This is a genomic window from Asticcacaulis solisilvae (genome assembly GCF_052327315.1).
GTDB classification, from domain to species: domain Bacteria; phylum Pseudomonadota; class Alphaproteobacteria; order Caulobacterales; family Caulobacteraceae; genus Asticcacaulis; species Asticcacaulis solisilvae_B.
The window spans coordinates 207,736-231,918 of the sequence record NZ_CP166197.1; the positions used below are offsets into that span (position 1 = coordinate 207,736).

Annotated in this window: 9 protein-coding genes and 1 pseudogene; 6 read left to right on the forward strand and 4 right to left on the reverse strand. The window is 64.7% G+C overall.

All coding sequences use genetic code 11. The annotated features are described in order from the left end of the window. Positions 1-212: 212 nt before the first annotated feature. The 4 genes from AB8717_RS20220 to AB8717_RS20235 all read left to right on the forward strand — a co-directional run bounded on the left by AB8717_RS20220 (position 213) and on the right by AB8717_RS20235 (position 14,937). Positions 213-10,256 carry a YDG domain-containing protein gene (locus tag AB8717_RS20220; RefSeq protein ID WP_443751327.1) on the forward strand — a complete coding sequence of 3,348 codons (10,044 nt, stop codon included), beginning with the start codon at positions 213-215 and terminating at the stop codon, positions 10,254-10,256. A gap of 8 nt (positions 10,257-10,264) precedes the next feature. Continuing rightward, on the forward strand, positions 10,265-11,971 hold the full coding sequence (locus AB8717_RS20225; RefSeq protein ID WP_443751328.1) for a ShlB/FhaC/HecB family hemolysin secretion/activation protein: 1,707 nt from the start codon (positions 10,265-10,267) through the stop codon (positions 11,969-11,971). Between the two features lie 229 nt (positions 11,972-12,200). Continuing rightward, positions 12,201-13,337, forward strand: coding sequence for a hypothetical protein (locus tag AB8717_RS20230; protein ID WP_443751329.1), 1,137 nt, complete (start codon positions 12,201-12,203; stop codon positions 13,335-13,337). 49 nt (positions 13,338-13,386) lie between these two features. Beyond that, positions 13,387-14,937 carry an MFS transporter gene (locus AB8717_RS20235; protein WP_443751330.1) on the forward strand — a complete coding sequence of 517 codons (1,551 nt, stop codon included), beginning with the start codon at positions 13,387-13,389 and terminating at the stop codon, positions 14,935-14,937. Here the strand turns inward: AB8717_RS20235 and AB8717_RS20240 are convergent. The 3 genes from AB8717_RS20240 to AB8717_RS20250 all read right to left on the reverse strand — a co-directional run bounded on the left by AB8717_RS20240 (position 14,934) and on the right by AB8717_RS20250 (position 19,681). Further along, positions 14,934-15,923, reverse strand: coding sequence for a cupin-like domain-containing protein (locus tag AB8717_RS20240; protein ID WP_443751331.1), 990 nt, complete (start codon positions 15,921-15,923; stop codon positions 14,934-14,936). The genes AB8717_RS20235 and AB8717_RS20240 overlap by 4 nt on opposite strands. Then, on the reverse strand, positions 15,920-16,621 hold the full coding sequence (locus AB8717_RS20245; RefSeq protein ID WP_443751332.1) for a SapC family protein: 702 nt from the start codon (positions 16,619-16,621) through the stop codon (positions 15,920-15,922). Before AB8717_RS20245 ends, AB8717_RS20240 begins: the two co-directional genes overlap by 4 nt. Before the next feature lie 156 nt (positions 16,622-16,777). Next, positions 16,778-19,681, reverse strand: a complete 2,904-nt coding sequence (locus AB8717_RS20250; RefSeq protein WP_443751333.1) for a TonB-dependent receptor — start codon at positions 19,679-19,681, stop codon at positions 16,778-16,780. Between the two features lie 234 nt (positions 19,682-19,915). On the opposite strand from AB8717_RS20250, the gene AB8717_RS20255 reads away from it, so the two are divergent. Continuing rightward, positions 19,916-21,493 (forward strand): glycoside hydrolase family 43 protein, encoded by a 1,578-nt coding sequence (locus AB8717_RS20255; RefSeq protein WP_443751334.1) that lies wholly within the window; start codon positions 19,916-19,918, stop codon positions 21,491-21,493. A 43-nt stretch (positions 21,494-21,536) separates the two neighbouring features. Here AB8717_RS20255 and AB8717_RS20260 read toward each other — a convergent pair whose 3' ends face one another. Further along, positions 21,537-22,559 (reverse strand): LacI family DNA-binding transcriptional regulator, encoded by a 1,023-nt coding sequence (locus tag AB8717_RS20260; RefSeq protein ID WP_443751335.1) that lies wholly within the window; start codon positions 22,557-22,559, stop codon positions 21,537-21,539. A 119-nt stretch (positions 22,560-22,678) separates the two neighbouring features. Between AB8717_RS20260 and AB8717_RS20265 the strand changes: the two are divergent. Continuing rightward, positions 22,679-24,175 (forward strand): annotated as a pseudogene (locus AB8717_RS20265) (tryptophan halogenase family protein). Positions 24,176-24,183: the final 8 nt, after the last annotated feature.

Below are 24,183 nucleotides of genomic sequence, written 5' to 3' on the forward strand. Positions count from 1 at the left end.
ATTGCCCGTCCGTTTCTTTTGTGTTAAAATATTGAGATAACTGAAAAAATTAAGGCATTTTGTCGACGACAATTTAACCAAGGCGAAACCTCGACACGGTATAAATGCACTTGCAAGTTTAGAGTGCAGAAGCCATGTCGATCTATGCCCAGGACAGCAAAGCTGTCTCGTTTCGTTCTTTCCGGAAAATTCGCAACACGCGTGGCCGGCTGATGCATGGCTCCATGCTGTGCGCCGTCATCGCCATGGCGCCGGCCCTGGCGCACGCGCAAGCCCAGAGCGTGACCCTGCCGACGAACGGCAGGGTCGTGGCCGGAAATGCAAACGTTTCCGGAAACGGCGCCGGCCTGGTGATCACCCAGGCCTCGGACAAGGCGGTCATCGACTGGACAAGCTTCTCGATCGGGCAGGGCGGCACCGTCCAGTTCGACAACGGCACGGGCGCGACGCTGAACCGTGTCACCGGCGGCAATCTCAGTTCGATCGACGGCCTGCTGTCGGCGACGGGCTCGGTCTATCTGATCAATCCCAACGGCGTCATCGTGGGCAAGTCGGGCGTGGTCAAGGTCGGCGGCAGCTTCGTCGCCTCGGCCCTCGATCTCGATAATGCCGGTTTCCTGAAGGGCGGCGACCACACCTTCGAAGGCCAGTCCCTGGCCTCGGTCGTCAATCTCGGCAAGATCGGCGCGCTGGGTGGCGACGTCGCCCTGATCGCCACCAATGTGCGCAATGACGGGACCATCACCGCGCCGAACGGCACGATCGGCCTGCTGGCCGGCAGCCGCATCCTGATGCGCGACGCAAGCCTGGACGACGGCAGGTTCCTGGTGCTGAGCGGCGGCAAGGATACGTCGGTCACCAATACCGGCGCCATCGAAGCGGCCGCGGCCGAATTGCGTGCCGAAGGCGGCAGCGTCTACGCCCTGGCCGGCAATACCGATGGCGTGCTCCGCGCCACCGGCGTGACGTCGGCCGACGGCCATATCTATCTTACGGCGGGCGCCGGCGGTTCGGTCCAGGTTTCGGGCAGCACGCTCAAGGCCGCCGACGCGGCCGGCAACGGCGGCGCGATCTCAGTCACCGGCGGCCAGGTCACGGTGGCCTCCGGCAGCGTGCTCGACGCTTCGGCGACGGCGGCGACCGGGAAGGGCGGCAGCGTCTCGGCGATCGCCGACATGAGCGCCGGCCAGCTGGTGTTCCAGGGCACGGCCCTGGCGCGCGGCGGCCTCAACGGCGGCGACGGCGGCTTTGTCGAGACCTCGGGCCACGCCGTGAATTTCAAGGGTGCGAAGGTCGATACGTCGGCCCGCGGCAAGACGGGGACCTGGCTGACCGACCCGGACGACCTGGTCATCGATGACTCCGCCGCCGCCACGATCAACGACAATCTCGCGACGACCGACGTCGTCCTGCAGACGACGGCGCCCGTCGCCGGCGGCAACGGCGATATCATCGTCAATTCCGATATCGCCTGGTCCACCGGCCAGGCGCTGACCTTCGATGCCTACCACTCGATCCAGTTTAACGCCAATGTGACCGTATCGGGCGCGGGCAGCGTGACCTTAACGACCGCCCATGGCGACTATGCCTTCGCGCTCGGCAAGTCGCTGAGCTTCACGGGGGCTGGCGGTTCCCTGACCATCAACGGTAATAGCTACAGCCTGCTGACCAGCCTGGATGACCTGGCCGGCCTTGAAGGCAACAGCACCGGCAACTACGCTTTTTCGACCGACCTGGCCGCCAGCTCTGCCTACTCGGCATCGGTCCTGCAGGATTTCGACGGCACGCTGACGGGCCTTGGCCACACCATCAGCAATCTGACGATAACGCAGACCAACGGCGGTGCGACCGGCCTGGTCGGCAACAACAACGGAACGATTCGCGACATCGGTATCCTTGGCGGGGCCATCGAGGCGAACGACTTGGTCGGCGCTGTCGCGGGCTACAGCGGCGGCACGATTCGGAACGTCTATTCTTCGGCGGCCGTCACGGGTGACGGCGGTATAAGTTATGTCGGCGGACTGGTCGGCTATAATGACGGTCTGGTCAGCAACAGTTTCGCCACTGGCGCGGTCAATGCTCCCATCGCGCAATATGTCGGCGGGCTGGCCGGCTACAACAATGGAACGATCGACGGGGCTTACGCTACCGGATCGGTGACCGGGGACGTAGATGTCGGCGGCCTTGTCGGCTGGAACGAAGGCGGCGTGTTCAACGCCTATGCCACGGGTCGGGTGACCGGCAACGGTGATGTCGGGGGCTTTGTCGGTACCGACGACAGCACAGCCGTCGGATCTTCCGACGCCGACACGACCGGCCAGGCCAATGCGATCGGCGTCAGTCAGGGTAACGGCAATGCCGACAGCCTGACGACGGCGCAAATGCAGTCGGGCACCCTGCCCAACGGCCTCGGTACCGGTTACTGGAGCTCGGCTGCCGGCTACTATCCCTGGCTCACCACCTTCGGTATGCCGAAGCAGATCATCAGCGGCTATGCCTATGGTGTCGGCGGCGGGGCCGCGGCCGGGGCGACGCTGAATGTCTACAACGGCGGCAGCCAGTTGGGCGGAACCGGCACCAGTGGCGCCAACGGCTACTACTACATCATGGTCGATCCGAACACGGTCGGCGCGGCGACCAGACTGGGCGTCACCGAAATCCTGAATGGCGATAGCGCGATCACCGGCGCTTCCTATACCGACGCGCCGAACCTGTCCGTGGGCAACCTGACCGGCCTCGACGTCACCGGCTTCAATGTCACCTCCGGCAAACTGACCTACACCACCGCCGATACGACCTATAGCGCCCTGCAAAGCGACGTGTCGAACACGTTCGGCGCGACGGCCTATACGGACATTCAGTCGGGGACCGGTACGGCGAATACCGCGATTATCGCCAGCGGCGCCTTTAGGTTCGACCAGGCGGCGACCTTCGGCGGCGGTCTGACGGTCACGGCGGTCAACGGAATTTCGCTGGGCGGTTCTATCGGCACGGCGGGCGCGACGACATTCGGCAGTGCGGTCACCCTGGCGGCCGACACTTCGGTCAGTACCGGCAACAGCGCGCTCACCTTCAGCTCGACCATCGATGGCGGCTACGGCCTTACCGTCAACAGCGGCAGCAACACCACCACTTTTGGTGCGGCAATCGGCGCGACGTCGGCGTTGACCAGCCTTGGCACCGGAAGCCTGGGTACGACCGTGGTGCAATACAATATCACCACCACGGGCGCCCAGACCTACGCCAACTCCGTGCACTGGAACCGCTCCAGTACGCTGGCCTCGACCGGCGGCGGTGACATCACCTTTCACGCCGTCACCGGCACGAGTACGGTCGCTACCGTCAACACATCCGGCACGACGACATTCGGTACTTCGTCGCTACGCAGTCTGACGACCGACAGTGCGGGAACCACCCGGCTGACCGGCAATGTAACGACCTACGCGGCGCAAACCTATAACGACGCCGTTACGCTGGGTAGTACTGTGACGGTGTCCTCGACCGGCGGCTACTCCATCACTTTCAACAAGACCGTGGATGGCGCCTACGGCTTGACGGTCAATAACCAATATCCCACCCTCTTCAACGGCGTGGTCGGTGGCACGACAGCCCTGACCAGCCTGACCACCGACACCGGCGGTACCGTATCCGTCAAGGGCAATGTCTCGACTACGGGCAACCAGACCTTTGGCGAGGCCCTGACGCTTACGGGCGCCGCCACCTTCAAATCGACCGGTGGCGGCGCCATCAAGTTCAGCAGTACGGTCAACGGCGCCTACGCCATGACCGTCAATACGTCCGGCGCCACCACCTTCAGTAATACGGTGGGCAGCTCCACCGCCCTGACAAGCCTGACCACCGACGCCGCCGGCAGCACGACGCTGAAAAACACCGTCAAGACCACCGGCGCGCAAACCTATAACGACGCCGTGACCCTGACGGGTACGACGACGCTGACGTCAAACAGCAGCGGCAATATCACTCTCGCCAATACGGTGAACGGCGCCTATGCGCTGGCCGTCAATACGGCGGGCACGACCAGCTTCGGTGGCGCCATCGGCGGTACGACTGCGCTTGCGTCCGTCACCACCGACAGTGCAGGTACGACCTGGCTTGGCGCTAATATTACGACCAGCGGCGGCCAGACCTATAACGACATTGCGACGCTGAAGGCAGACGCCATCCTGGCTTCGACCGGTAACGGCGGGATCACCTTCGGCAAGACGGTGGACGGCGCCTATTCGCTGACGGTCAACACCACCGGCGCGACGACCTTCGGCGGCGCCATCGGCGGGACTACGGCCCTGACCGCGCTGACGACCAACAGCGGCGGCACGACCGGGCTGGCCGGCAATATCACCACCAGCGGCAATCAAAGCCTTGGCGATGCGGTGACGCTGAACGCCGATGCGGTCCTGACCGCCACAAGCGGAACCCTCAGCCTGAACGGCACGGTCGACGGCGCCCACGCCCTGGCTCTCAAGGGCACCGGCGTGACGCTGAACGGAATTATCGGGGGCACGACGGCCCTGACGTCGCTGAACGCCCGCGCCAGCTCGGGCAATATCAATCTCGGCGCCGCCGTTCATACGACAGGCGCGACCCTTCTGGCGGCCAACGGCATTTTCAGCAATACGGCCGGTTCGAGCGCGCTCGACGCCGGCGGCGGTTTCACCGTCTATACGCAGAACGCCGCCGATCCGACCGGGACCCTGCCGGTCAACAGCTTCGGCGGCCTGACGGCGACCAACTATTACAACAACGCCTACGATTTCAGCCTGGGTACCTTTGCCAGCGCCGTGCCGACTGGCAATCATTTCGTCTATGCCTACGCGGCCAGCGTAACGCCGACTCTTTCGGGCAGCGCCAGCAAGACCTATGATGCCCTGACGACGGCCGGCATGTCCGGCCTGACGCTCAGCGCCGCCAGCCTGGTATCCGGAAGCGACAGCGTAACGTTCGCCATGACAGGCGCTGCGTTCGACAGCAAGAACGTCGGGTCGTCCAAGACGGTGACCGCCAGCGGCATCAGCCTGTCCGGCAATCCCAACAACTACACCCTGGCTTCGACGACCGCTTCGGCGGCGGTGGGTGAGATCACCAGGGCGACGCTGACCCTCGCTGCGGTGACCGACAGCAAGACCTATGATGGCGGCACGACCTCGACCGGCACGGTCAGCGTCACGGGCTTGAAGGGCTCGGACACGGTCGACGCCACGCAGTCCTTCGGTTCGAAGAATGTCCTCGGCACCAACGCCAGCACGCTGTCGGTGGATAGCAACTATACCGTCCACGACGGCAATAGCGGAGGCAACTACTCGGTTGATGCGACCGGTACGGCCGCAGGTACGATCGGCAAGGCGACGCTGACGCTTGCGGCTGTAACAGACAGCAAGACCTATGACGGCGGTACGAGCTCGACCGGCACGGTCAGCGTCACTGGCCTGAAGGGTTCGGACACGGTCGATGCCACGCAGTCCTTCGGTTCGAAGAACGTGCTCGGTACCAACGCCAGCACGCTGTCGGTGGATAGCAATTATACCGTCCACGACGGCAATAGCGGCGGAAACTACGCCATCACCTCGAGCCAGACGGCTCTGGGCACGATTTCCAAGGCAACGCTGACGCTTGCTGCGGTGACCGACAGCAAGACCTACGACGGCGGCACGAGTTCGACCGGCAGCGTCAGCGTCACGGGCTTGAAGGGTTCGGACACGGTCGACGCCACGCAGTCGTTCGGTTCGAAGAACGTGCTCGGTACCAACGCCAGCACACTGTCGGTGGATAGCAACTATACCGTCCACGACGGCAATAGCGGCGGCAACTACACGGTCGATGCGACGGGTACGGCCGCAGGTACGATCGGCAAGGCAACGCTGACGCTTGCCGCGGTGACCGACAGCAAGACCTATGACGGCGGTACGACCTCGACCGGCACGGTCAGCGTCACGGGCCTGAAGGGTTCGGACACGATCGATGCCACGCAGTCCTTCGGTTCGAAGAACGTGCTCGGTACCAACGCCAGTACGCTGTCGGTGGATAGCAACTATACCGTCCACGACGGCAATAGCGGCGGCAACTACACGGTCGATGCGACGGGTACGGCCGCAGGTACGATCGGCAAAGCGACGCTGACGCTTGCCGCGGTGACCGACAGCAAGACCTACGACGGCGGCACGAGCTCGACCGGGACGGTCAGCGTCACGGGCCTGAAGGGTTCGGACACGATCGACGCCACGCAGTCTTTCGGCTCGAAGAACGTGCTCGGTACCAACGCCAGTACGCTGTCGGTGGATAGCAACTATACCGTCCACGACGGCAATGGCGGCGGCAATTATAACATCACCTCCAGCCAGACCGCTCTGGGCACTATCAACAAGGCGACGTTGACGCTTGCGGCTGTAACCGACAGCAAGACCTACGACGGCGGTACGACCTCAACGGGCAGCGTCAGCGTCACTGGCCTCAAGGGTTCGGACACGGTCGATGCCACGCAGTCTTTCGGTTCGAAGAATGTCCTGGGTACCAACGCCAGCACCCTGTCGGTCGATAACGGCTATACCGTCCACGACGGCAATAGCGGTGGCAACTACAACATCACCTCCAGCCAGACCGCTCTGGGCACGATCTCCAAGGCGACGTTGACGCTTGCTGCGGTGACCGACAGCAAGACCTACGACGGCGGCACGAGCTCGACTGGCACTGTCAACGTCACGGGCCTGAAGGGTTCGGACACGGTCGACGCCACGCAGTCCTTCGGCTCGAAGAACGTGCTCGGTACCAACGCCAGTACGCTGTCGGTGGATAGCAACTATACCGTCCACGACGGCAATAGCGGCGGCAACTACACGGTCGATGCGACGGGTACGGCCGCAGGTACGATCGGCAAGGCAACGCTGACGCTTGCGGCTGTAACTGACAGCAAGACCTACGACGGCGGCACGAACTCGACCGGCAGCGTCAGCGTCACTGGCCTCAAGGGCTCGGACACGGTCGATGCCACGCAGTCTTTCGGCTCGAAGAACGTGCTCGGTACCAACGCCAGCACGCTGTCGGTGGATAGCGGCTACGTTGTTCACGACGGCAATAGCGGCGACAACTACACGGTCGATGCGACCGGTACGGCCGCAGGTACGATCGGCAAGGCGACGCTGACGCTTGCGGCTGTAACGGACAGCAAGACCTACGACGGCGGCACGAGCTCAACGGGCACTGTCGGCGTCACTGGCCTGAAGGGCTCGGATACGGTCGATGCCACGCAGTCCTTCGGTTCGAAGAACGTGCTCGGTACCAACGCCAGCACCCTGTCGGTGGATAGCAACTATACCGTCCACGACGGCAACAGCGGCGGCAACTACAACATCACCTCCAGCCAGACGGCTCTGGGCACGATTTCCAAGGCGACGCTGACGCTTGCTGCGGTGACCGACAGCAAGACCTATGACGGCGGCACGAGCTCGACTGGCACTGTCGGCGTCACTGGCCTCAAGGGCTCGGACACGGTCGACGCCACGCAGTCCTTCGGTTCGAAGAATGTCCTCGGTACCAACGCCAGTACGCTGTCGGTGGATAGCGGCTATACCGTCCACGATGGCAACAGCGGCGGCAACTACAACATCACCTCCAGCCAGACCGCTCTGGGCACGATCTCCAAGGCGACGTTGACGCTTGCTGCGGTGACCGACAGCAAGACGTACGACGGCGGCACGAGCTCGACTGGCACCGTCAGCGTCACGGGCTTGAAGGGCTCGGATACGGTCGAGGCCACGCAGTCCTTCGGTTCGAAGAACGTGCTCGGTACCAACGTCAGCACGCTGTCGGTGGATAGCAACTATACCGTCCACGACGGCAATAGCGGCGGCAACTACACGGTCGATGCGACGGGTACGGCCGCGGGCACGATCGGCAAGGCCAGCCTGACGCTTGCTGCGGTGACCGACAGCAAGACGTACGACGGTGGCACGAGTTCGACTGGCACCGTCAGCGTCACTGGCCTCAAGGGCTCGGACGCGGTCGACGCCACGCAGTCCTTCGGTTCGAAGAACGTGCTGGGTACCAACGCCAGTACGCTGTCGGTGGATAACGGCTACGTTGTTCACGACGGCAACAGCGGCGGCAACTACAACATTACCTCCAGCCAGACCGCTCTGGGCACGATTTCCAAGGCAACGCTGACGCTTGCTGCGGTGACCGACAGCAAGACCTATGACGGCGGCACGAGCTCAACAGGCACTGTCGGCGTCACTGGCCTCAAGGGCTCGGACACGGTCGACGCCACGCAGTCCTTCGGTTCGAAGAACGTGCTCGGTACCAACGCCAGCACCCTGTCGGTGGATAGCGACTATACCGTCCACGACGGCAATAGCGGTGGAAACTACGCCATCACCTCCAGTCAGACGGCTTTGGGTACGATCTCCAAGGCGATGTTGACACTTGCTGCGGTGACCGACAGCAAGACCTATGACGCGACAACGACTTCGACGGGCGCGGTCAGCATTTCGGGCCTGAAGGGCTCGGATACGGTTAGCGGCGCGACGCAGGTGTTCGACAACCAGAATGCCGGCGCCCGTACGCTGCTGGTCAATGGGTATAGCGTCAGCGACGGCAACGGCGGCAGCAATTACACCGTCACCACCCAGACGGCCTCGGGCACGATCGCCAAGGCCGCTCTGACCCTGACGGCTTCCTCCGACAGCAAGGCCTACGACGCGACAACGACTTCGACGGGTGTGGTCAGCATTTCGGGCCTGAAGGGCTCGGATTCGGTCACCGGCGCGTCGCAGATGTTCGACAGCCAGAATGCCGGCGCCCGCACCCTGCTGGTCAACGGCTATACGGTCAACGACGGCAACGGTGGCGGCAACTATACCGTCGCCACTCAGACGGCCTCGGGCGCGATCGCCAAGGCCGCTCTGACCCTGACGGCCTCCTCCGATAGCAAGACCTACGACGCGTCAACGACTTCGACGGGCGCGATCAGCGTTTCGGGCCTCAAAGGCTCGGATACGGTGACGGGTACGTCGCAGGTATTCGACAGCAAGAATGCCGGCGCCCGTACGCTGCTGGTCAACGGCTATACGGTCAACGACGGCAACGGTGGCGGCAACTATACCGTCGCCACTCAGACCGCGTCTGGTTCGATCGCCAAGGCCGCCCTGACCCTGACGGCTTCCTCCGATAGCAAGACTTATGACGCGACAACGACTTCGAGCGGCACGGTCGGCGTTTCGGGCCTCAAAGACTCGGATACGGTGACCGGTACGTCGCAGGTGTTCGACAGCAAGAATGCCGGCGCCCGTACGGTTCTGGTCAACGGCTATACGGTCAACGACGGAAATAATGGCGGCAACTATACCGTCGCCACTCAGACCGCGTTCGGTTCGATCGCCAAGGCCGCGCTTGCCGCCGGCCTTACAGGTACGACTTCCAAAACCTACGACGCCACGACGGCGGCAAGCCTGACCTCGGCCAACTACACGCTGTCCGGCGTCCTTTCGGGCGACGACGTGGCGCTGAACATGCCGGCGGCCGCCACGTACGCCGACGCCAATGCGGGCGCGGGCAAGTCCGTCCAGGTCGCGGGCCTGACGGTTTCGGGTACGGACGCCGGCAATTACACGGTCAACGGTTCCGCCACGGGCACTATCGGCACGATCGCCGTGCGCAGTCTTACCCTGGCTGCCGACAACACCGGCAAGTTCTCCGGCGCCGCCGATCCGCTGCTGACCTATACCTTCGCTACCGGCAGCCTGGCGGGCAACGATGCCTTGAGTGGCAGCCTGCAACGGACCTCGGGTGAGGATCCGGGCGTATATGCGATCGGGCAGGGGACGCTGCAGGCCGGGTCCAACTACGCCGTCACCGTCGTGCCGGGCGTCTTTACGATTACGGCGGTGGCCAAGCAGAATCAGGTGGTGGTCGTTCCGTCCACGCCGCCGAGCAGCCAGCCCAGTGTCCAGCCGGCGCAGATCGTCATGTCCGGTGGCAGCCCGTCGCCGTCGACACCTTCGTCCTCTGCGACCCAATCCTCCACATCGTCTTCCGGCACGTCGTCGTCGGGGACCTCGTCTCCAGGCGATAGCGGCGCAAAGGGTGCGGGCGACGGCACCTCCGGCGGCGGCGAAGCGGCCGCCTCCAGTGCGAACCTCCAGGTCGCCGGCGACTCCGGCGCCGCATTCAGCAGCGGCGGGGGCGGCAACCAGCCCTATCCCGACAACCAGGCTGTCTCGTCCTCCATCACCTTCAGCACGCAATAAAGCAGGCCATGTTTTCCAAGTCCAAGTTCAAAGGCCTGACCCAGGCGATCTCCCTGCTGCCGTTGCTCGCCGCGGTGTCGGCTCACGGCCAGGCCGTCGAACGCCACCTGCCGGCGGTGCCGCAGGGCACGATGACTCCGATTGCGACACCGAACGCCGTGCCGTCCGAACAGGACGCGACGCCTATCGGCCCCGATCTTCGCGCCATCGTCCTGCTTGGGGCGTCGGAAGCGGCGCACAACGGCGCGGGCGACGGCGTCACGGTCGGTGACGTCGCCCGCCTCAAAAGCGATCCGGCGATCGCAGGCATCCTCAGGCCCTATCTCGGTAAGCCGTTGTCGCGCAAGCTGATCGCCGAGATCGAGGCTGCGGTCGCCCGCCATTACCGTGACCTGAACTATCCGTTCGTCTCCCTGTCGACCCCGGAGCAGGAAATTACCGGCGGCGTCGTGCAGGTTCGCGTCGTCGAGTTCCGCGCCGGCAAGGTTTCGGTCGGCGGCGCGTCCGAAAAGGAGGCCGCCCGCCTGCGCGGCGAGGTCGGCTTGCAGTCCGGCCAGGCCATTGATGCCCGCGAACTGACCTACGATCTCGACTGGATCAACCGTTATCCGTTCCGCAGCGTCCAGGCCATGTTCGCGCCCGGTGACCAACTGGGCGTGTCGGACCTCACGCTCGCCGTGCGTCACGGCAAGCCGTGGCAGCTTTATGCCGGCTACAGCAATGACGGCTCGCCCACGACAAGCTTCGACCGCTATTTCGTCGGCGGCGCCATCGGCGGCGTCTTTGGCGCCGACAGCATCCTGTCGCTCCAGTCGACGGCCTCGCGCGACGCGTTGCAGGGCGCGGACGACCCCCATTATAAGAGCACCGCGCTCAGCTACACCCTGCCGTTCGGACGTCGCGGCCAGATCGAGGCCAGCGCCGACGCGGTCGAAACCTTCCAGCCGGGCAACCCGTTCAGCGTCCGGCTGAAGGCTGCCGAAGGCACGCTGGGCTATCGCTTCGCCATTTCCGACCTCTATGGGGACCGTGGCGCGACCGACGTGCGCTTCGGCATCGAAGCGCGTCACCAGACCGGCATTACCTATTTCGGCAAGCTCGATGTCTACGACATCTCGGTCGAGACCTATCAGCTCTATCTCGGCTATCACCACAGTGGGCGTTCGGTGTTGGACCTGGCTGTTCACATGAGCCCGGGCGGCCTGAACGGCGGCAATAGCGACGAGCAGGCGATCCTCTATTCGCAGGGCCGTCAGAAGGGCGCGACCTACAGCTATCTGACCGGCACCTACAGCCGCACCACGCCGATCGGACACGTCCTGGCGCTGAAGACGGAGGCCATCGGCCAATTCTCCGCCGTGGCTCTGCCGCGGACCGAGCAGGCGGGGCTGGGCGGGTCGTCGCTGGTGCGCGGCTATACGCTCGACAACGGCGCGTTCGACACGGCGCTGGTCGTGCGCAACGAGCTGCGCGGCCCGGCGAAAAGCTGGGGCGTCAGCGCCCAGGTCACGCCGCTTTTCTTTGTCGACGCCGGTTATGGCCGCGACAACGCCGCCCGCGAAACCCGCGGCGTCGCTTCGGCCGGAGCGGGCGCCGAAGTCCATTTGACGCGCCACGTCATGATGAATATCGACGCGGCCTGTGCACTGGCGCCCGACCAGGCCACGCGCGCCGGGTCGTGGCTGGCCCATGCCAATGTGAACGTGGCCTTCTGATTCCGGTGCTTGCCCCGCCGCGGCCGGCGGGATGCGGAAACATTCAAAGGCCGGCGCCCGAAAGCGCCGGCCTTTGTCGTGCGGGCCTTCAGGGAGCGCTGCGGCGGCGACAGACCAGGCGCAAGACCCTTGCGCGGCCAGAAATAAAAACGTTTTCATTAAATCTCATAAGATTGGCTTTGAAATCATCACATAATTCTGTAATATCCAGTCTTATGGTGGGCGAGATGTGATAAAAACGTTTTTATTTCAACTCTTCAGGGTGTGTGCGGGCCTGATCGCCGCCGCCCTGTTGCCGGCTGCGGTCCTGGCAGCCGAGCCGATACCCCGGGCCTATATCGTCGGCCAGGACTTCGGATCGGTCCGCGACTATTATCTCAGCCAGTGCTGTGTGCGCCCGGACGGCGTCACCACCTATCTCGGCTTCTACGACCTGTTCGATCCGCACGGTTTCGGCGGTCTGGGTGTCGACGAACATAACCGCCCGGCAGCGGACGCCGACTGGGGCGCGGGCGTAACCAGCGCCTACAAAAGCGTCACCGGCCTGCCGGTATCGTCGGTCGCCATCGGCTTGTCGATCGCCGAGGCCGGCCATCGCGGCGGGCTGAAGCGCATCGCCGACGGCACGTTCGACGCGGAAATCGACCATCTGGCGCGCTTCTTCAAGGCGAGCGACAAGACGATCCTGCTGCGCATCGGCTACGAGTTCGACGGGCCGTGGAACGACGGCTATGACAATGCACCGGCCTATGTCGCCGCCTTCCGCCACATCGTCGACCGCATGCGCGCTCAGGGCGTCGGCAATGTGCGCTATGTCTGGCAGGCCTCATGCTCGCCCCTGGCCTCGCTGATCCGCGGCCGCCGCATCGCCATCGACCCGTGGTACCCGGGCGACGCCTATGTCGATGTCGCGGCCATGTCGTGGTTCCTCGATCCCGATCGCGCCGTGCCGGCAAAGAATGGTTTCACCGCGCCGACGCAGGGGGCGCTGCGCGACGAACTGGTGGCCTTTGCCGCGCAGCATGACAAACCGGTGATGATCGCGGAATCGACACCGCAGGGCTACGACCTGAAAGCGGAAGCCCGCGCCGATATAACGCGCGACTACGACGGCAAGCCGGGCGAGGGACGCACGAAACTTAGCGCCGTCGACATCTGGAGCCAGTGGTACCAGCCGCTGTTCGACTATCTGGCGGCGCATCCCGAGGTGCGGATCCTGGCCTATATCAATGCCGACTGGGACGCCCAGGCCATGTGGGGAAAGCCTTACAGTAACGGCTATTGGGGCGATTCACGGCTCCAGGACAATCCAGCCATCGCAACCCGATGGAATGCCGCCGTCACGCGGTGGAAGGCCCAACCTTAACGATAAGCGGCCTTAAGGCAATAAAAAGAGAAACAGGGGACAAAGGCTTATGAGTACCAGTAGGGCGCCCTATGCCTGGGCGACGATCGTCGCGCTGGGCGGGTTTCTTTTCGGCGTCGACGCCACCGTGATTTCCGGCGCCATCGGCACGGTCGCCAGCCGTTTCAACCTGGCCGACTGGCAGATCGGCCTCGTCGTGGCCGCGCCGACACTGATGAACATCCCGGCCTCGCTGACCGTCAGCTCGATCGCTGACTATACGGGCCGGCGGCCGATCCTGATCGTGCTGGCCGCGCTCTATACGATCTCGGCGGTGTGGGCGGCCCTTGCCCAGGATGTCTGGTCGCTGGTCCTGGCGCGCGCGGTCGGCGGTTACGCCTTCGGCAGCCTCAGCCTGGCGCCCATCTACATCTCCGAGATCTCGCCGGCCAAAAGCCGCGGGACCTTGGTGTCGATCAACCAGCTCAACATCATCTTCGGTTTTTCGGCGGCCTACTTCCTCAATGACGGCCTGTTGCGGCTGAGCCATTCCGGTGCGCCCTGGCTGTCGGCGATCCACCTGGATACCGAAACCTGGCGCTACATGCTGGGCGTGTCGGCCCTGCCGGCGGCGGCCTGGTTCCTGCTGCTCTTTCGCGTGCCGGAAAGCCCGCGCTTCCTGGCGCTGCGGGGGCGCGAAGGCGAAGCGCGCAAGATCTTCGCACGGTTCCAGGGCGAGGCGGAGACCGCAACCCTGCTGGCCGGTCTTCACGCCGGACCGGGCGCCCAGCCGCCGCTTTTCCAGCGCATCCTGCGTCTGTTTTCGCCGTCGCTGGCCTATGTCGTCGGCGTCGGCGCGATGCTGGCCGTGGCGCAACAGATTACCGGCATCGACGCCGTCTATTTCTACGCGCCGACCATCTTCGAACAATCGGGTGTCGGCACCAATGCCGCCTTCGCCCAGGCCGTGCTGATCGGGCTGGTCAATATCGTCTTTACCGTCATCGCCATGCTGCTGATCGACCGCATCGGCAGGAAGCCCTTGCTGGTCGCCGGCGTCATCGGCATCACCCTGTCCATGGCGGTGATCGGTTATGGCTTCAACCAGGCGCGCTATTCGCTGTCGCCGGCGGATGCGTCGTCTGTCGCGGCCGAGACGAAGCTGCCGGCGGTGACGCGGCTCGCCGGAAAGGCCTTTGCCAGCGATCTTGATTTCAAGGCCGCAGCCAGGCAGACGGTCGGCGAAAGCGCGTACAAGGCGCATGAGGCCCTGTTCCTGCAAAAGGCGACCCATGCCGACGCGCGGCTGATCCTGCTGGGGATTCTCGGCTTCGTCGCCAGCTTCGCAGTGTCACTCGGGCCGGTCATGTGGGTCATGCTGTCGGAAATCTATCCCAATGCCGTGCGCGGCGTCGCCATGGCGGCCATGAGCACGCTCAACGCCATTGTCAGCTTCGGCGTGCAGTTCCTCTTCCCCATCCAGCTCAACGGCATGGGCAGCGCCTGGACCTTCGGCCTCTATGCCGTCTTCGGACTGGGCTTCGCGGTGCTCTTCTTGCTCGGCCTGCCGGAAACGCGCGGCAAGTCGCTGGAGGCGTTGGAAGCAGAATTGAAGCGCTAGCTAAAACGCTCGATAATGTTGCGCAGGCGCGCGGCCCTGTCGGGCGAGGGTGCGCCGAAGAGGCCGCGTTGCGCGTCGCTCAGGTGCGGCTGAGCCGGGCCGTCGCTTTGAAAAATCAGGTGGTCGAAGACCTCGCGCCAATTCTGCCGTTGTGCTTGCGGCAGGTCCTTGAGGGTGAGCGCGGCGTGCAGCAGCGCGGCATAGGGCGAGCCCGTATAGGCCGGCGTGTCGCGCCACCAGACGTTCACCAGGGCGCCGAACGGTTCCAGCGACTCGACGCCGTGCCACCACAGGCTGGGGATGTAGAGGGCATCGCCCGGCCCGAGCTCGGCGACCTCGGCGACCTCAAGCGCTTCGGCAAAGCGTGGAAAGCGCTCGAGATCGGGATGGCGGATATCGACCAGGCTGATCGCCTGGCCTGCCGGTGTGACGTCCATCGGCCCGACATAGAGGTTCCGGAACTGGCCGGTCGGGAAGAGGGTGAAACGCCTGCGCCCGGCGACCACGCAGGCGATGTTTTCGGGAATGTCGTAGTGCGGCGCGACCAGTGTCCGGTTGCCGATCCACAGCGATGCCATGGCCTGCGACGACGGGATCAGGCCGCCCAGGCTGTTGGCCCGGGCGAAGCCGGGAAAATGACGGGCCAGCGGCAGCGATCCCGCATACAGGGCTTCCGGGCCCGCCAGCCGGTCGAGAAAGACGTCGAACGGAGCCTGCCGGATCGAAAAATTAAGCCGGTCGAGGCGCTCATCGGCATAGAAGAAGCGTCCGCCGATATCAGCCGGGCCTTCGAAGAAGGGCACGGGATCGGGGGCGGCGAAGCCCTTGAGATAGGCCTTTGCCCCGGCGTCGGAGGCCTTCGCGGCTTCCACCATCGGCCAGTCGCCAACGAGGTTTTCGAGCACGGCCGGCCTGGCCTGCGGCTTGATGACGTCGAGGAAAAGCACCGCATCGACGTTTTGCCAGCGCCTGACCGCCGTGGTCATGCGAAGCGTCCGTCGCGGCGCGCGATCAGGTTCGGCACCTGCGCCAGCGACGCCAGCTGGATGTAGAGAAGCTCCAGCCAGCCTTCGTTGCGCAGGCCCAGCAGTGCATCGCCGTCCAGGGCGTCGAAGCGCGCGCGGTCGATCGTGTGCAGGCCTTCGATACGCGTCTCGCGGCCGTCGTCGAAGCGGACCTCGATCCGCGCCGGTTCGACCAGCCCGAGGCCCGTCAAGCGCTCGCCGTAGTCGTGCGCCGCCGGCACGCCCTGGCAGAAGCGCGTCACCACCTCGTGCGCCTGTTCGAGATAGTCCGAGCGATGCCCGCCCGCCAGGAACAGGCGCTCGCCGTCATCGGCGCTAAGGCGCGGGCTGTCGGCATCGATCGCCAACCGCCATTGCGTGTCCTCGTCGGGCACCAGCATGAAGGGCTGGCGCTGGAATTCGAGCGGCACATAGGGTGTGGCCCAGCCTGTGTCGTTGAGGAACAGGTTTTCGCCGGCGACGAAGCCCAGCATGGCGCCGGGTTCCAGAAGGCCCGCGCGATTTCGCCGCAGGAAGATCGGATGATGGGCGGCGATGCGGGCGAATTCTCCGGGCACGATGCCGACGAACGGCACGGCATTGCCGAACTCTGCGCGCGGGCCGCTGACAATGCGGGCGTGGCGGTGTGCTTCGGCATCAACGGCAACATATCGGGTCATGACGTCCTCCAGGATCGGGCCCGCTTTGAGACTCCGGGCTCTCATAAAAAGGGCCATTCCCACGAGGGGAATGGCCTGCAGGCTAGGGAAGACAGAAAGGAATGCACGTGTCGGGTGCCGGCCGGCCGCGGGAAAACGGCCGGCCGGCGGGTACGCTTAGAACTTGTACTTCACGCCCACCTGGTAGCGGGCCTTGTAGACCTGCGCGGACACCAGCTGCTCGGTATAGCGGCCGTGGATGCGCAGGGACGAGTTGGTCAGATTGATGCCGTCGAAGAAGACCGACAGGTGCGGCGTGAAGTCGTAGCTGGCCGAAGCGTCCAGCTGACCGTAAGCCTCGGTGTACTGCGGTTCGTTCGCGACATAGAGCTGGCCGATGGCCGACAGGAACTCGTCGCGGTGGGTATAGGCGACGCGGCCCTGGATGCCCTTCTTGTCGTAGAAGAGCACGAGGTTGTAAGACTTCGACAGGCCGGGCAGGGCGAACTGGTTGCCGATCTGGGCGTTGTTGAAGTGGGCGCCGCCGGCTGGCAGCGAGACGTTGGCCTGGAAGCCGAAGCCCGTGTCGCCGAAGACATGCTGGGCGGCCAGTTCGAAGCCGTGGACCTGGACGGTGTTGGCGTTGGTCGGCTTGGTCTCCTGCCAGGTGATGACCGGGTCGGTGGCGTCGCCGGTGATCGAGGACGTGCCCGCGTCCGCGGTCATCTGCATGAAGATGTCCTGCGAGCTCGGATTGCTGTTGCCGTGCGCCGCCAGTTCCGTCCTGGCCAGCTGGGCGCGGGCGCCGAGCGCGGGATCCGTCAGGCCGGCCACCTGCACGTCGGAGGTCGAGGTCGTCAGGAAGTTGCTGACGTTCTTGCTGAAGTAGTTGACGGTGAAATAGGTGTCCTTGTTGGGGTACCATTCGGCCGTCAGGTCGATATTGTCCGAAGCGTAAGGCAGCAGGCCCGGATTGCCGGCCGAGATGGTGCGCGCACCGGGCTTCGGATCGTTCGAGAAGGCCTCGGTACCGACCATGGCCGTCAGGTCCGAACGCGTGATGGTGCGGCTGTACGAGGCGCGCACGATGAAGTCGTCGCGGATCGCCAGGCTGGTGTCGAGGCTCGGCAGGAATTCGTCGTACTTGCGCTTGACGTTGCTGAAGCTCGAGCCCGAAGCCATCTGGGTGAAGTATTCGGTCGCCGAGGTCTGGACGATGGCGGCCGGGACCTGGACCAGGCTGTTGGCCGTCACGTCGGTGTGCTCATAGCGCAGGCCGGCCAGGGCCTTGAACCGCATGCCGTTGAAGTCGGTGTCGAAGTCGGCTTGCGCGTAGGCGGCCTTGACCTCTTCGGCGATGTGGTCGTCATTGAGCGGCGTCGCGGGAATTCCCCATTGCCAGCCGTAGTGGGACGCGCTGGCCTTCACCAGGTCGTCGAGCTTGTAGGTGTACATGTACGGCACCGAGGTCGCGCCGCCGCCCGAGAACGGGCTGAACAGGCCGTCCATGCCGACCTTGGTCAGCGGGATGGTCAGCGAGCCGGTATCGCCGTAGAAGCCGAGGCTCAGCTGATCCTGCCAGCTGCGGGCCGCCGTGGTGAACCTGGTGTCGGAGACGCCGAACTTGAGGCTCTTCAGGCCGCTGTCAGACCTGTTGCGCCACAGCCCGTCGGCGCGGACCTGCTTGATCTCCGTACGGAAATAGTTGGCGTTGTCTTCCGCGAAAAGGCCGGCCAGGTTCGCCGTCGTCAGGCTGTCCCAGGAATGACCCGGTGTGAAGGTGTAGGTCGTCTTCGGGATGTCGAGATTGCAGGTGCAGAAGGTCTTGGCCGAGAAGATCGAGTCGCCGTAACCGGGCGTGGCCGACAGGAAGCCGATCAGGGCGAAGGCGTTGTTGCCGTCGGCGCCGTGGCCCGACACGGCGGTCGAATCCGAGGCGTCGAGGGTAAAGGTCAGGCTGTCCGAGGCATCCCACTTGACGTTGAAGCCGGCCGACTTGTTCTCGTTGCGGAACTTGTCGTTCGAATCCTGGAAGGACAGGTCGGCGCCGGCGTCCTCGAAGTTCGCCACGGTGCCGTGTTCGTTGATCGTGGCGTTGTGCAGGTCGCCGCCATAGGTGAACCAGGCGCCGGCCTCGTGGTTCTGCGCCGTTTCGCGGTACAGGGTATAGGTGTAGTCCGCCGTCATGACGACCGAGTCGACCGGGCGGAACTGCAGGACGGCCTGGCCGTTCAGGCGCGTACGCAGGTGGTCGGTATACAGGAAGTTCTCGTTCTGCGGCGCCCAGGTGTTGCCGTCGGGATTGGTGTTGTGGCTGACGATGTTGGCACCCGAATTCGGCACCACGTTCGGCAGCCAGGCGCCGATAAAGACCTGCTCCAGGCGGCTGTTGCGTTCCGAATAGTTGCCGTTGACTAGGAAGCCGAGCTTGCCGCCGGCAAAGGTGTCGCTGAACAGGCCCGAGATTTCGGGGGTCAGCCTGGTGCCCTTGGTCGTGGTGTCGTCGGTCGCCTTGACCTGCAGTGTGGCCTGCATCGTCTTGTAGTCGAAAGGCCGGGCCGTGCGGATGTCGATCGTCGAGCCGATGCCGCCCGTCGGCGTGTCGGCGCGGCCCGTTTTGTAAACGTTTACGCCCGTAATCCCGTCGGCCGACAGGTTGGCGAAGTCGTAGGAGCGCGAGGCCGACTGCGACGACGAACTGATGCCGCCGGGCATCGAGCGGCCGTTGAGCGTGACCAGGTTATATTCCGGGCCGAAGCCGCGGACAGTGACGCGCGCGCCTTCGCCGTTGCTGCGGTCGATGGTTACGCCGGGGATGCGCTGGATCGATTCCGCCAGGTTGGTGTCCGGGAACTTGCCGATATCCTCGGCATTGATGGCGTCGACGACGCCGCTGGCGTTCTTCTTGATGGTGATGGCGCTCTGCAGCGACTTGCGCAGGCCGGTGACGACAACGACATTGCTGTCGGACGGGGTGGCGGCGGTCTGGGCCGTCTGGGCCGACGCCATGGCGGGCACGAGGCCGGCGCAGGCGGCGATCAGTGCCAGGGACGAGGCTGTCCCGAGGGTGGTCTTTTTCATTGAATGCTCCCTGTTTGCCGGACTAGCGCGCTGTGGCGGCGGCTCCGGAATGTAAACGTTTTTACACAGACTCGAAAAATTGCCAATACGTTTACAAAAAATCAGAATGGATTCTGACAAAAATGCAACAGATGTGATTTTATCCCTTGAAAAACATACTGTTTTCAATGCATATTCCGGTCTATCACCCAAGCGAAACGAATAAAAACGTTTCCATTCAATGATGGAAGAGCGATGCGACACCAGTTGGCGAAGGTCAAGAATCCGGTCCTCAGGGGCTTCAACCCCGATCCGTCGATCTGCGTCGCCAACGGTACGGTCTATGTGGCGACCTCGACCTTCGAATGGTTTCCGGGGGTGCAGATCCATGCTTCACGCGACCTGCGCGCGTGGGAACTGGCGGCGCGGCCGCTGAACGAGGCCAGGCTGCTCGACATGCGTGGCGTTCCCGACAGCTGCGGCGTCTGGGCGCCGTGCCTGAGCTATTCCGACGGGCGGTTCTGGCTATGCTACACGCGCGTCAGCCGCTTCGACGGCAATTTCAAGGACACGCCGAACTACCTGACCTGGGCGCACGACATTGCCGGGCCGTGGTCCGATCCGGTCTTTCTCAATGCCAGCGGTTTCGATCCCAGCCTGTTCCACGACGACGACGGCCGCAAATGGTTCCTCAACATGGTGTGGGACCACCGCGACGGCCACGACCGCTTCGGCGGCATCGTTTTGCAGGAGTACGATCCGGGCCTGCAGCGCCTGGTCGGCCGGCCGACGACCATCTATCGGGGTTCGGGCTGCGGCGGCACCGAGGGCCCGCACCTCTACAAGCGCGACGGCTGGTACTATCTGTTCGTTGCCGAAGGCGGCACGGGGTATGGCCACGCCGTGACGGTGGCGCGGTCGCGCACCATCGGCGGGCCGTATGAGACCGATCCGGCCGGCTTTCTTTTGACGGCGCGGGGGGCGCCCGGCCATCCATTGCAGCGCGTCGGCCACGGTTCGCTGGCCGAATTGCCCGACGGCCGCCTGTTCCTGGCCTTCCTGTGCTCGCGCAAGGGGCAGAGCCCGATGGGGCGCGAAACCGGGCTGCAGGAGATCGTCTACCGCGACGGCTGGTTCCGTACGCCATCGGGCAGCGTCCTGCCCGACGAGACCGTTTTCGAAGGCGAGCGCGCGGCGGCGGAATCGCGTATCCACTATCGCTTCACGCCGGGACCCTTAGCCGAGGATTTCCAGTGGCTGCGCTCGCCCGAGCCGGGGCGGCTGTTCACCCTGGCCGCGCGCCCGGGCTATCTGCGCCTGTTCGGCCGTCAGTCGATCGGCGCCCTGTTCGAGCAGGCCCTGGTGGCGCGCCGCCAGACCGAACCTGTCTTTTCGGCCGAGGTCGTGATGGATTACGCGCCCGACGATTTCCAGCAGATGGCCGGACTGGTCGCCTACTACAATTCGCGCAAGTTCCATTACCTCTACGTGTCGCACGACGACGTGCTGGGGCGCTATGCCGGAGTCATGGTGTGCCGCGCCGACGAGACCCAGGCCGTGGAGTTCCTCGGCGAACGTGTCCGCCTGCCGCAGGGCGAAATCCGTCTGCACCTGGTGTGCGACGGCAACCGCCAGCAGTTCTTCGTCGCCGCGGGCACCGGGCCGTGGAAAGCGGTCGGGCCGGCGCTCGAAGCCGCGACGCTGAGCGACGATGCCGGCCGCGATGTCGATGCCAGCTTTACCGGCACCTTTGTCGGCGTGTGCGCCCAGGACCTGACCGGGCGCAAGGTTCCGGCCGATTTCCGTGATTTCGTCTATTCCGAAAAGCCATAGCGGACGCGTGTGCAGCGGGCGGCGGAAGGGGGGGGGCTTGGGTCTAAGCCATCGGGCGCCGGGTCGACTCGCGAATGACCAGCTTGTGCGGCAGGGTTTCGACGCGCAAGGACTCGTGATCCGGCGTCTCCATTTCCTGCAACAGGCGTTGGGCGACGCGCACGCCGATATCGCGCGCCGGCTGGTGGACGGTCGACAGGGCGGGATTCGAGATTTCAGCGTAGCAGGTGTCGTCGAACCCCATGACCGACAACTGGCCGGGGACATCGATCTTCATGCGCCGCGCCGAGCTCATCACGCCCAGCGCCATGTCATCATTGGCGCAGAAGATGGCGGTCGGCCGGTCGGTCATGCGCAGCAGATGCTGCGCGGCAATTCCGCCGCCGGTAATGGTCAGGTCGGAATATTGCACCAGGGCCGGAGCGACCGCGATATTTGCCTCGGCCATGGCGGCGCGGAAGCCGCGCTCGCGGTCGCCGGTGATCAGCGAGTTGGCGGCGCCCGACACGAAGGCGATGCGCGTATGGCCGAGATCGACGAGGTAGCGCGTGGCTTCCAGCGCGGCCTGGTAGTTGTCGATATGGACGCTGGGCAGCTTTTCGAGGTCGTCGGTCAGGGGTTCTAAACCTACCACCAGCGGCAGGGGCTGCGTCTGGTTGGCGGCGATCAGTTGCGGGCTGAAGGGCAGGAGCGAGGCCAGCAGGATCACACCTTCGACCTGGCGCGACACCAGCATGTCGATGAAATTGCTGCTCTTCTGGCTGTCGACATTGGCTTCGGTGATGACCAGGGAATAGCGCCCGCCCAGCACCGTCTTGATACCGTTCAGCACGTCCTCGAACAGGGGCAGGCCGATTTGCGGCACGACGACCATGACGATATTGGTGCGGCCCCGGCGGAAGTTCTGGGCCAGCAGGTTGGGCGTATAGCCCAGCTCGGCTACGGCTTCGCGGACGCGCGCCAGGGTTTTCTTGCCGGCGCGGTCGGGCTCGTTGAGGCAGCGCGACACGGTGGCGATCGAAACGCCCGCCAGCTGGGCAACCTGTTTGATCGTCGGTGTGGCCAAGTGCGCAACCCTTCTGCTGAAAATAACAGGCTAGTCCATGCTCAAATCGAGGGCAACCCCTTTACAAAATAGCATGTAAAACGTTTACATAAAATGAGCCGGTAAACAGGGAGAGCGCGATGACGCCTGTGCAGCATGTCGTGGTGGTGGGCGGCGGGACCGCGGGCTGGATCGCCGCCGGACTGATCGCGGCGCGCTATCCTCAAGGCCTCAAGGTGACCCTGGTCGAATCGCCGTCGGCCCGGCCGATCGGTGTCGGCGAAGGCACCTGGCCGACCATCCGCGAGACCCTGCGCCGCATGAGGGTGCGCGAAACCGACATGATGCGCGCCTGCGACGCTGCCTTCAAACAGGGCTCGAAATTCGTCGGCTGGGGTGAGGACGGCCACGTCTACTACCATCCGTTCACGGCGCCTCAGGGCTTTTCCCAGGTCAACCTGGCCGCGGAGTGGACCGGCGAGGGCGCCTTTGCCGACTTCGTCGCCTTCCAGCCTGCGCTATGCGAGGCCGGGCTGGCGCCCAGGCGTCACGACACGCCGGAATATGCCGGCCTGGCCAACTATGCCTATCACCTCGATGCCGGCAAGTTCGGCGAATTCCTCAAGCACCACGCGACGACCGAATTGGGCGTCGCCTATGTCCGCGCCGACGTCACGTCGGCGATCAACGACGCCGGCGGCTATATCACGGCGCTCAGATGTGCCGGCGGCCATGCCGACATCACGGGCGACCTGTTCATCGACTGCACCGGCTTTGCGGCGCGGCTGGCCGGCGGGCATTACGGCGTGCCGTTCAAGGGGTGCGGCGAACACCTGCTGATCGATACGGCGCTGGCGGTTCAGGTGCCCTATGCCCGGCCGGACGCGCCGGTCGCCTGCGCCACCCTGTCGACCGCGCAGCGCGCCGGCTGGATCTGGGATATCGGCCTGCCGACGCGGCGCGGCACCGGCTACGTCTATTCCAGCCGGTTCGCGACCGAGGACGAGGCCGTCCGCGATCTCAAGGCCTATGCCTGAGCATCCGTCAACGAAGGCGATATCCGGCGTATCAATATCACCGCCGGATACCGCGAGACGCCCTGGACCAGGAACTGCGTCGCGCTGGGCCTGGCCATGGGTTTCGTCGAGCCGCCGGAAGCGTCTTCGATCGTCATGGCAGAGCTGGCGGCACGCATGATCGCCGATCAGATGCCGGCCGGCCGCGCCGACATGGAGGCGGTCGCGCGCCGCTTCAACGCGCTCTTCACCTACCGCTGGGAGCGCATCGTCGACTTCCTCAAGCTCCACTACGTCCTGAGCCGCCGCGACGAGGCGTTCTGGCGCGCCAGCCGGGCGCCCGACACCGTTCGCGACAGCCTGAAAGGGTTGCTGGAAACCTGGGCGCACCGGCCGCCGTGGCACGGCGATTTCACCCATCGCGAGGAGGTCTTCTCCGAGGCCAGTCACCAGTACGTGCTCTACGGCGCGGGCTTCCGCACTGGGCTGCCGGCCTGGCGGCGCGACAGCCTCGACCGCGACACCATGGCGCCGCATCGCCGCGACGTCGCTCAGGCGCGCCAGGCCCTGCTGGCGGCCCTGGAGCCGCATCGCGTGATGCTCGGGCGGATCGGCGGCTAGGGCCGGGC

Bases quoted from the DNA above. Each gene is read 5' to 3' on its own strand.
- AB8717_RS20245 (WP_443751332.1), bottom strand. From the start codon at position 16,621: ATGACCCGATATGTTGCCGTTGATGCCGAAGCACACCGCCACGCCCGC.
- AB8717_RS20235 (WP_443751330.1), top strand. From the start codon at position 13,387: ATGAGTACCAGTAGGGCGCCCTATGCCTGGGCGACGATCGTCGCGCTG.
- AB8717_RS20255 (WP_443751334.1), top strand. From the start codon at position 19,916: ATGCGACACCAGTTGGCGAAGGTCAAGAATCCGGTCCTCAGGGGCTTC.
- AB8717_RS20240 (WP_443751331.1), bottom strand. From the start codon at position 15,923: ATGACCACGGCGGTCAGGCGCTGGCAAAACGTCGATGCGGTGCTTTTC.
- AB8717_RS20225 (WP_443751328.1), top strand. From the start codon at position 10,265: ATGTTTTCCAAGTCCAAGTTCAAAGGCCTGACCCAGGCGATCTCCCTG.
- AB8717_RS20220 (WP_443751327.1), top strand. From the start codon at position 213: ATGCATGGCTCCATGCTGTGCGCCGTCATCGCCATGGCGCCGGCCCTG.
- AB8717_RS20250 (WP_443751333.1), bottom strand. From the start codon at position 19,681: ATGAAAAAGACCACCCTCGGGACAGCCTCGTCCCTGGCACTGATCGCC.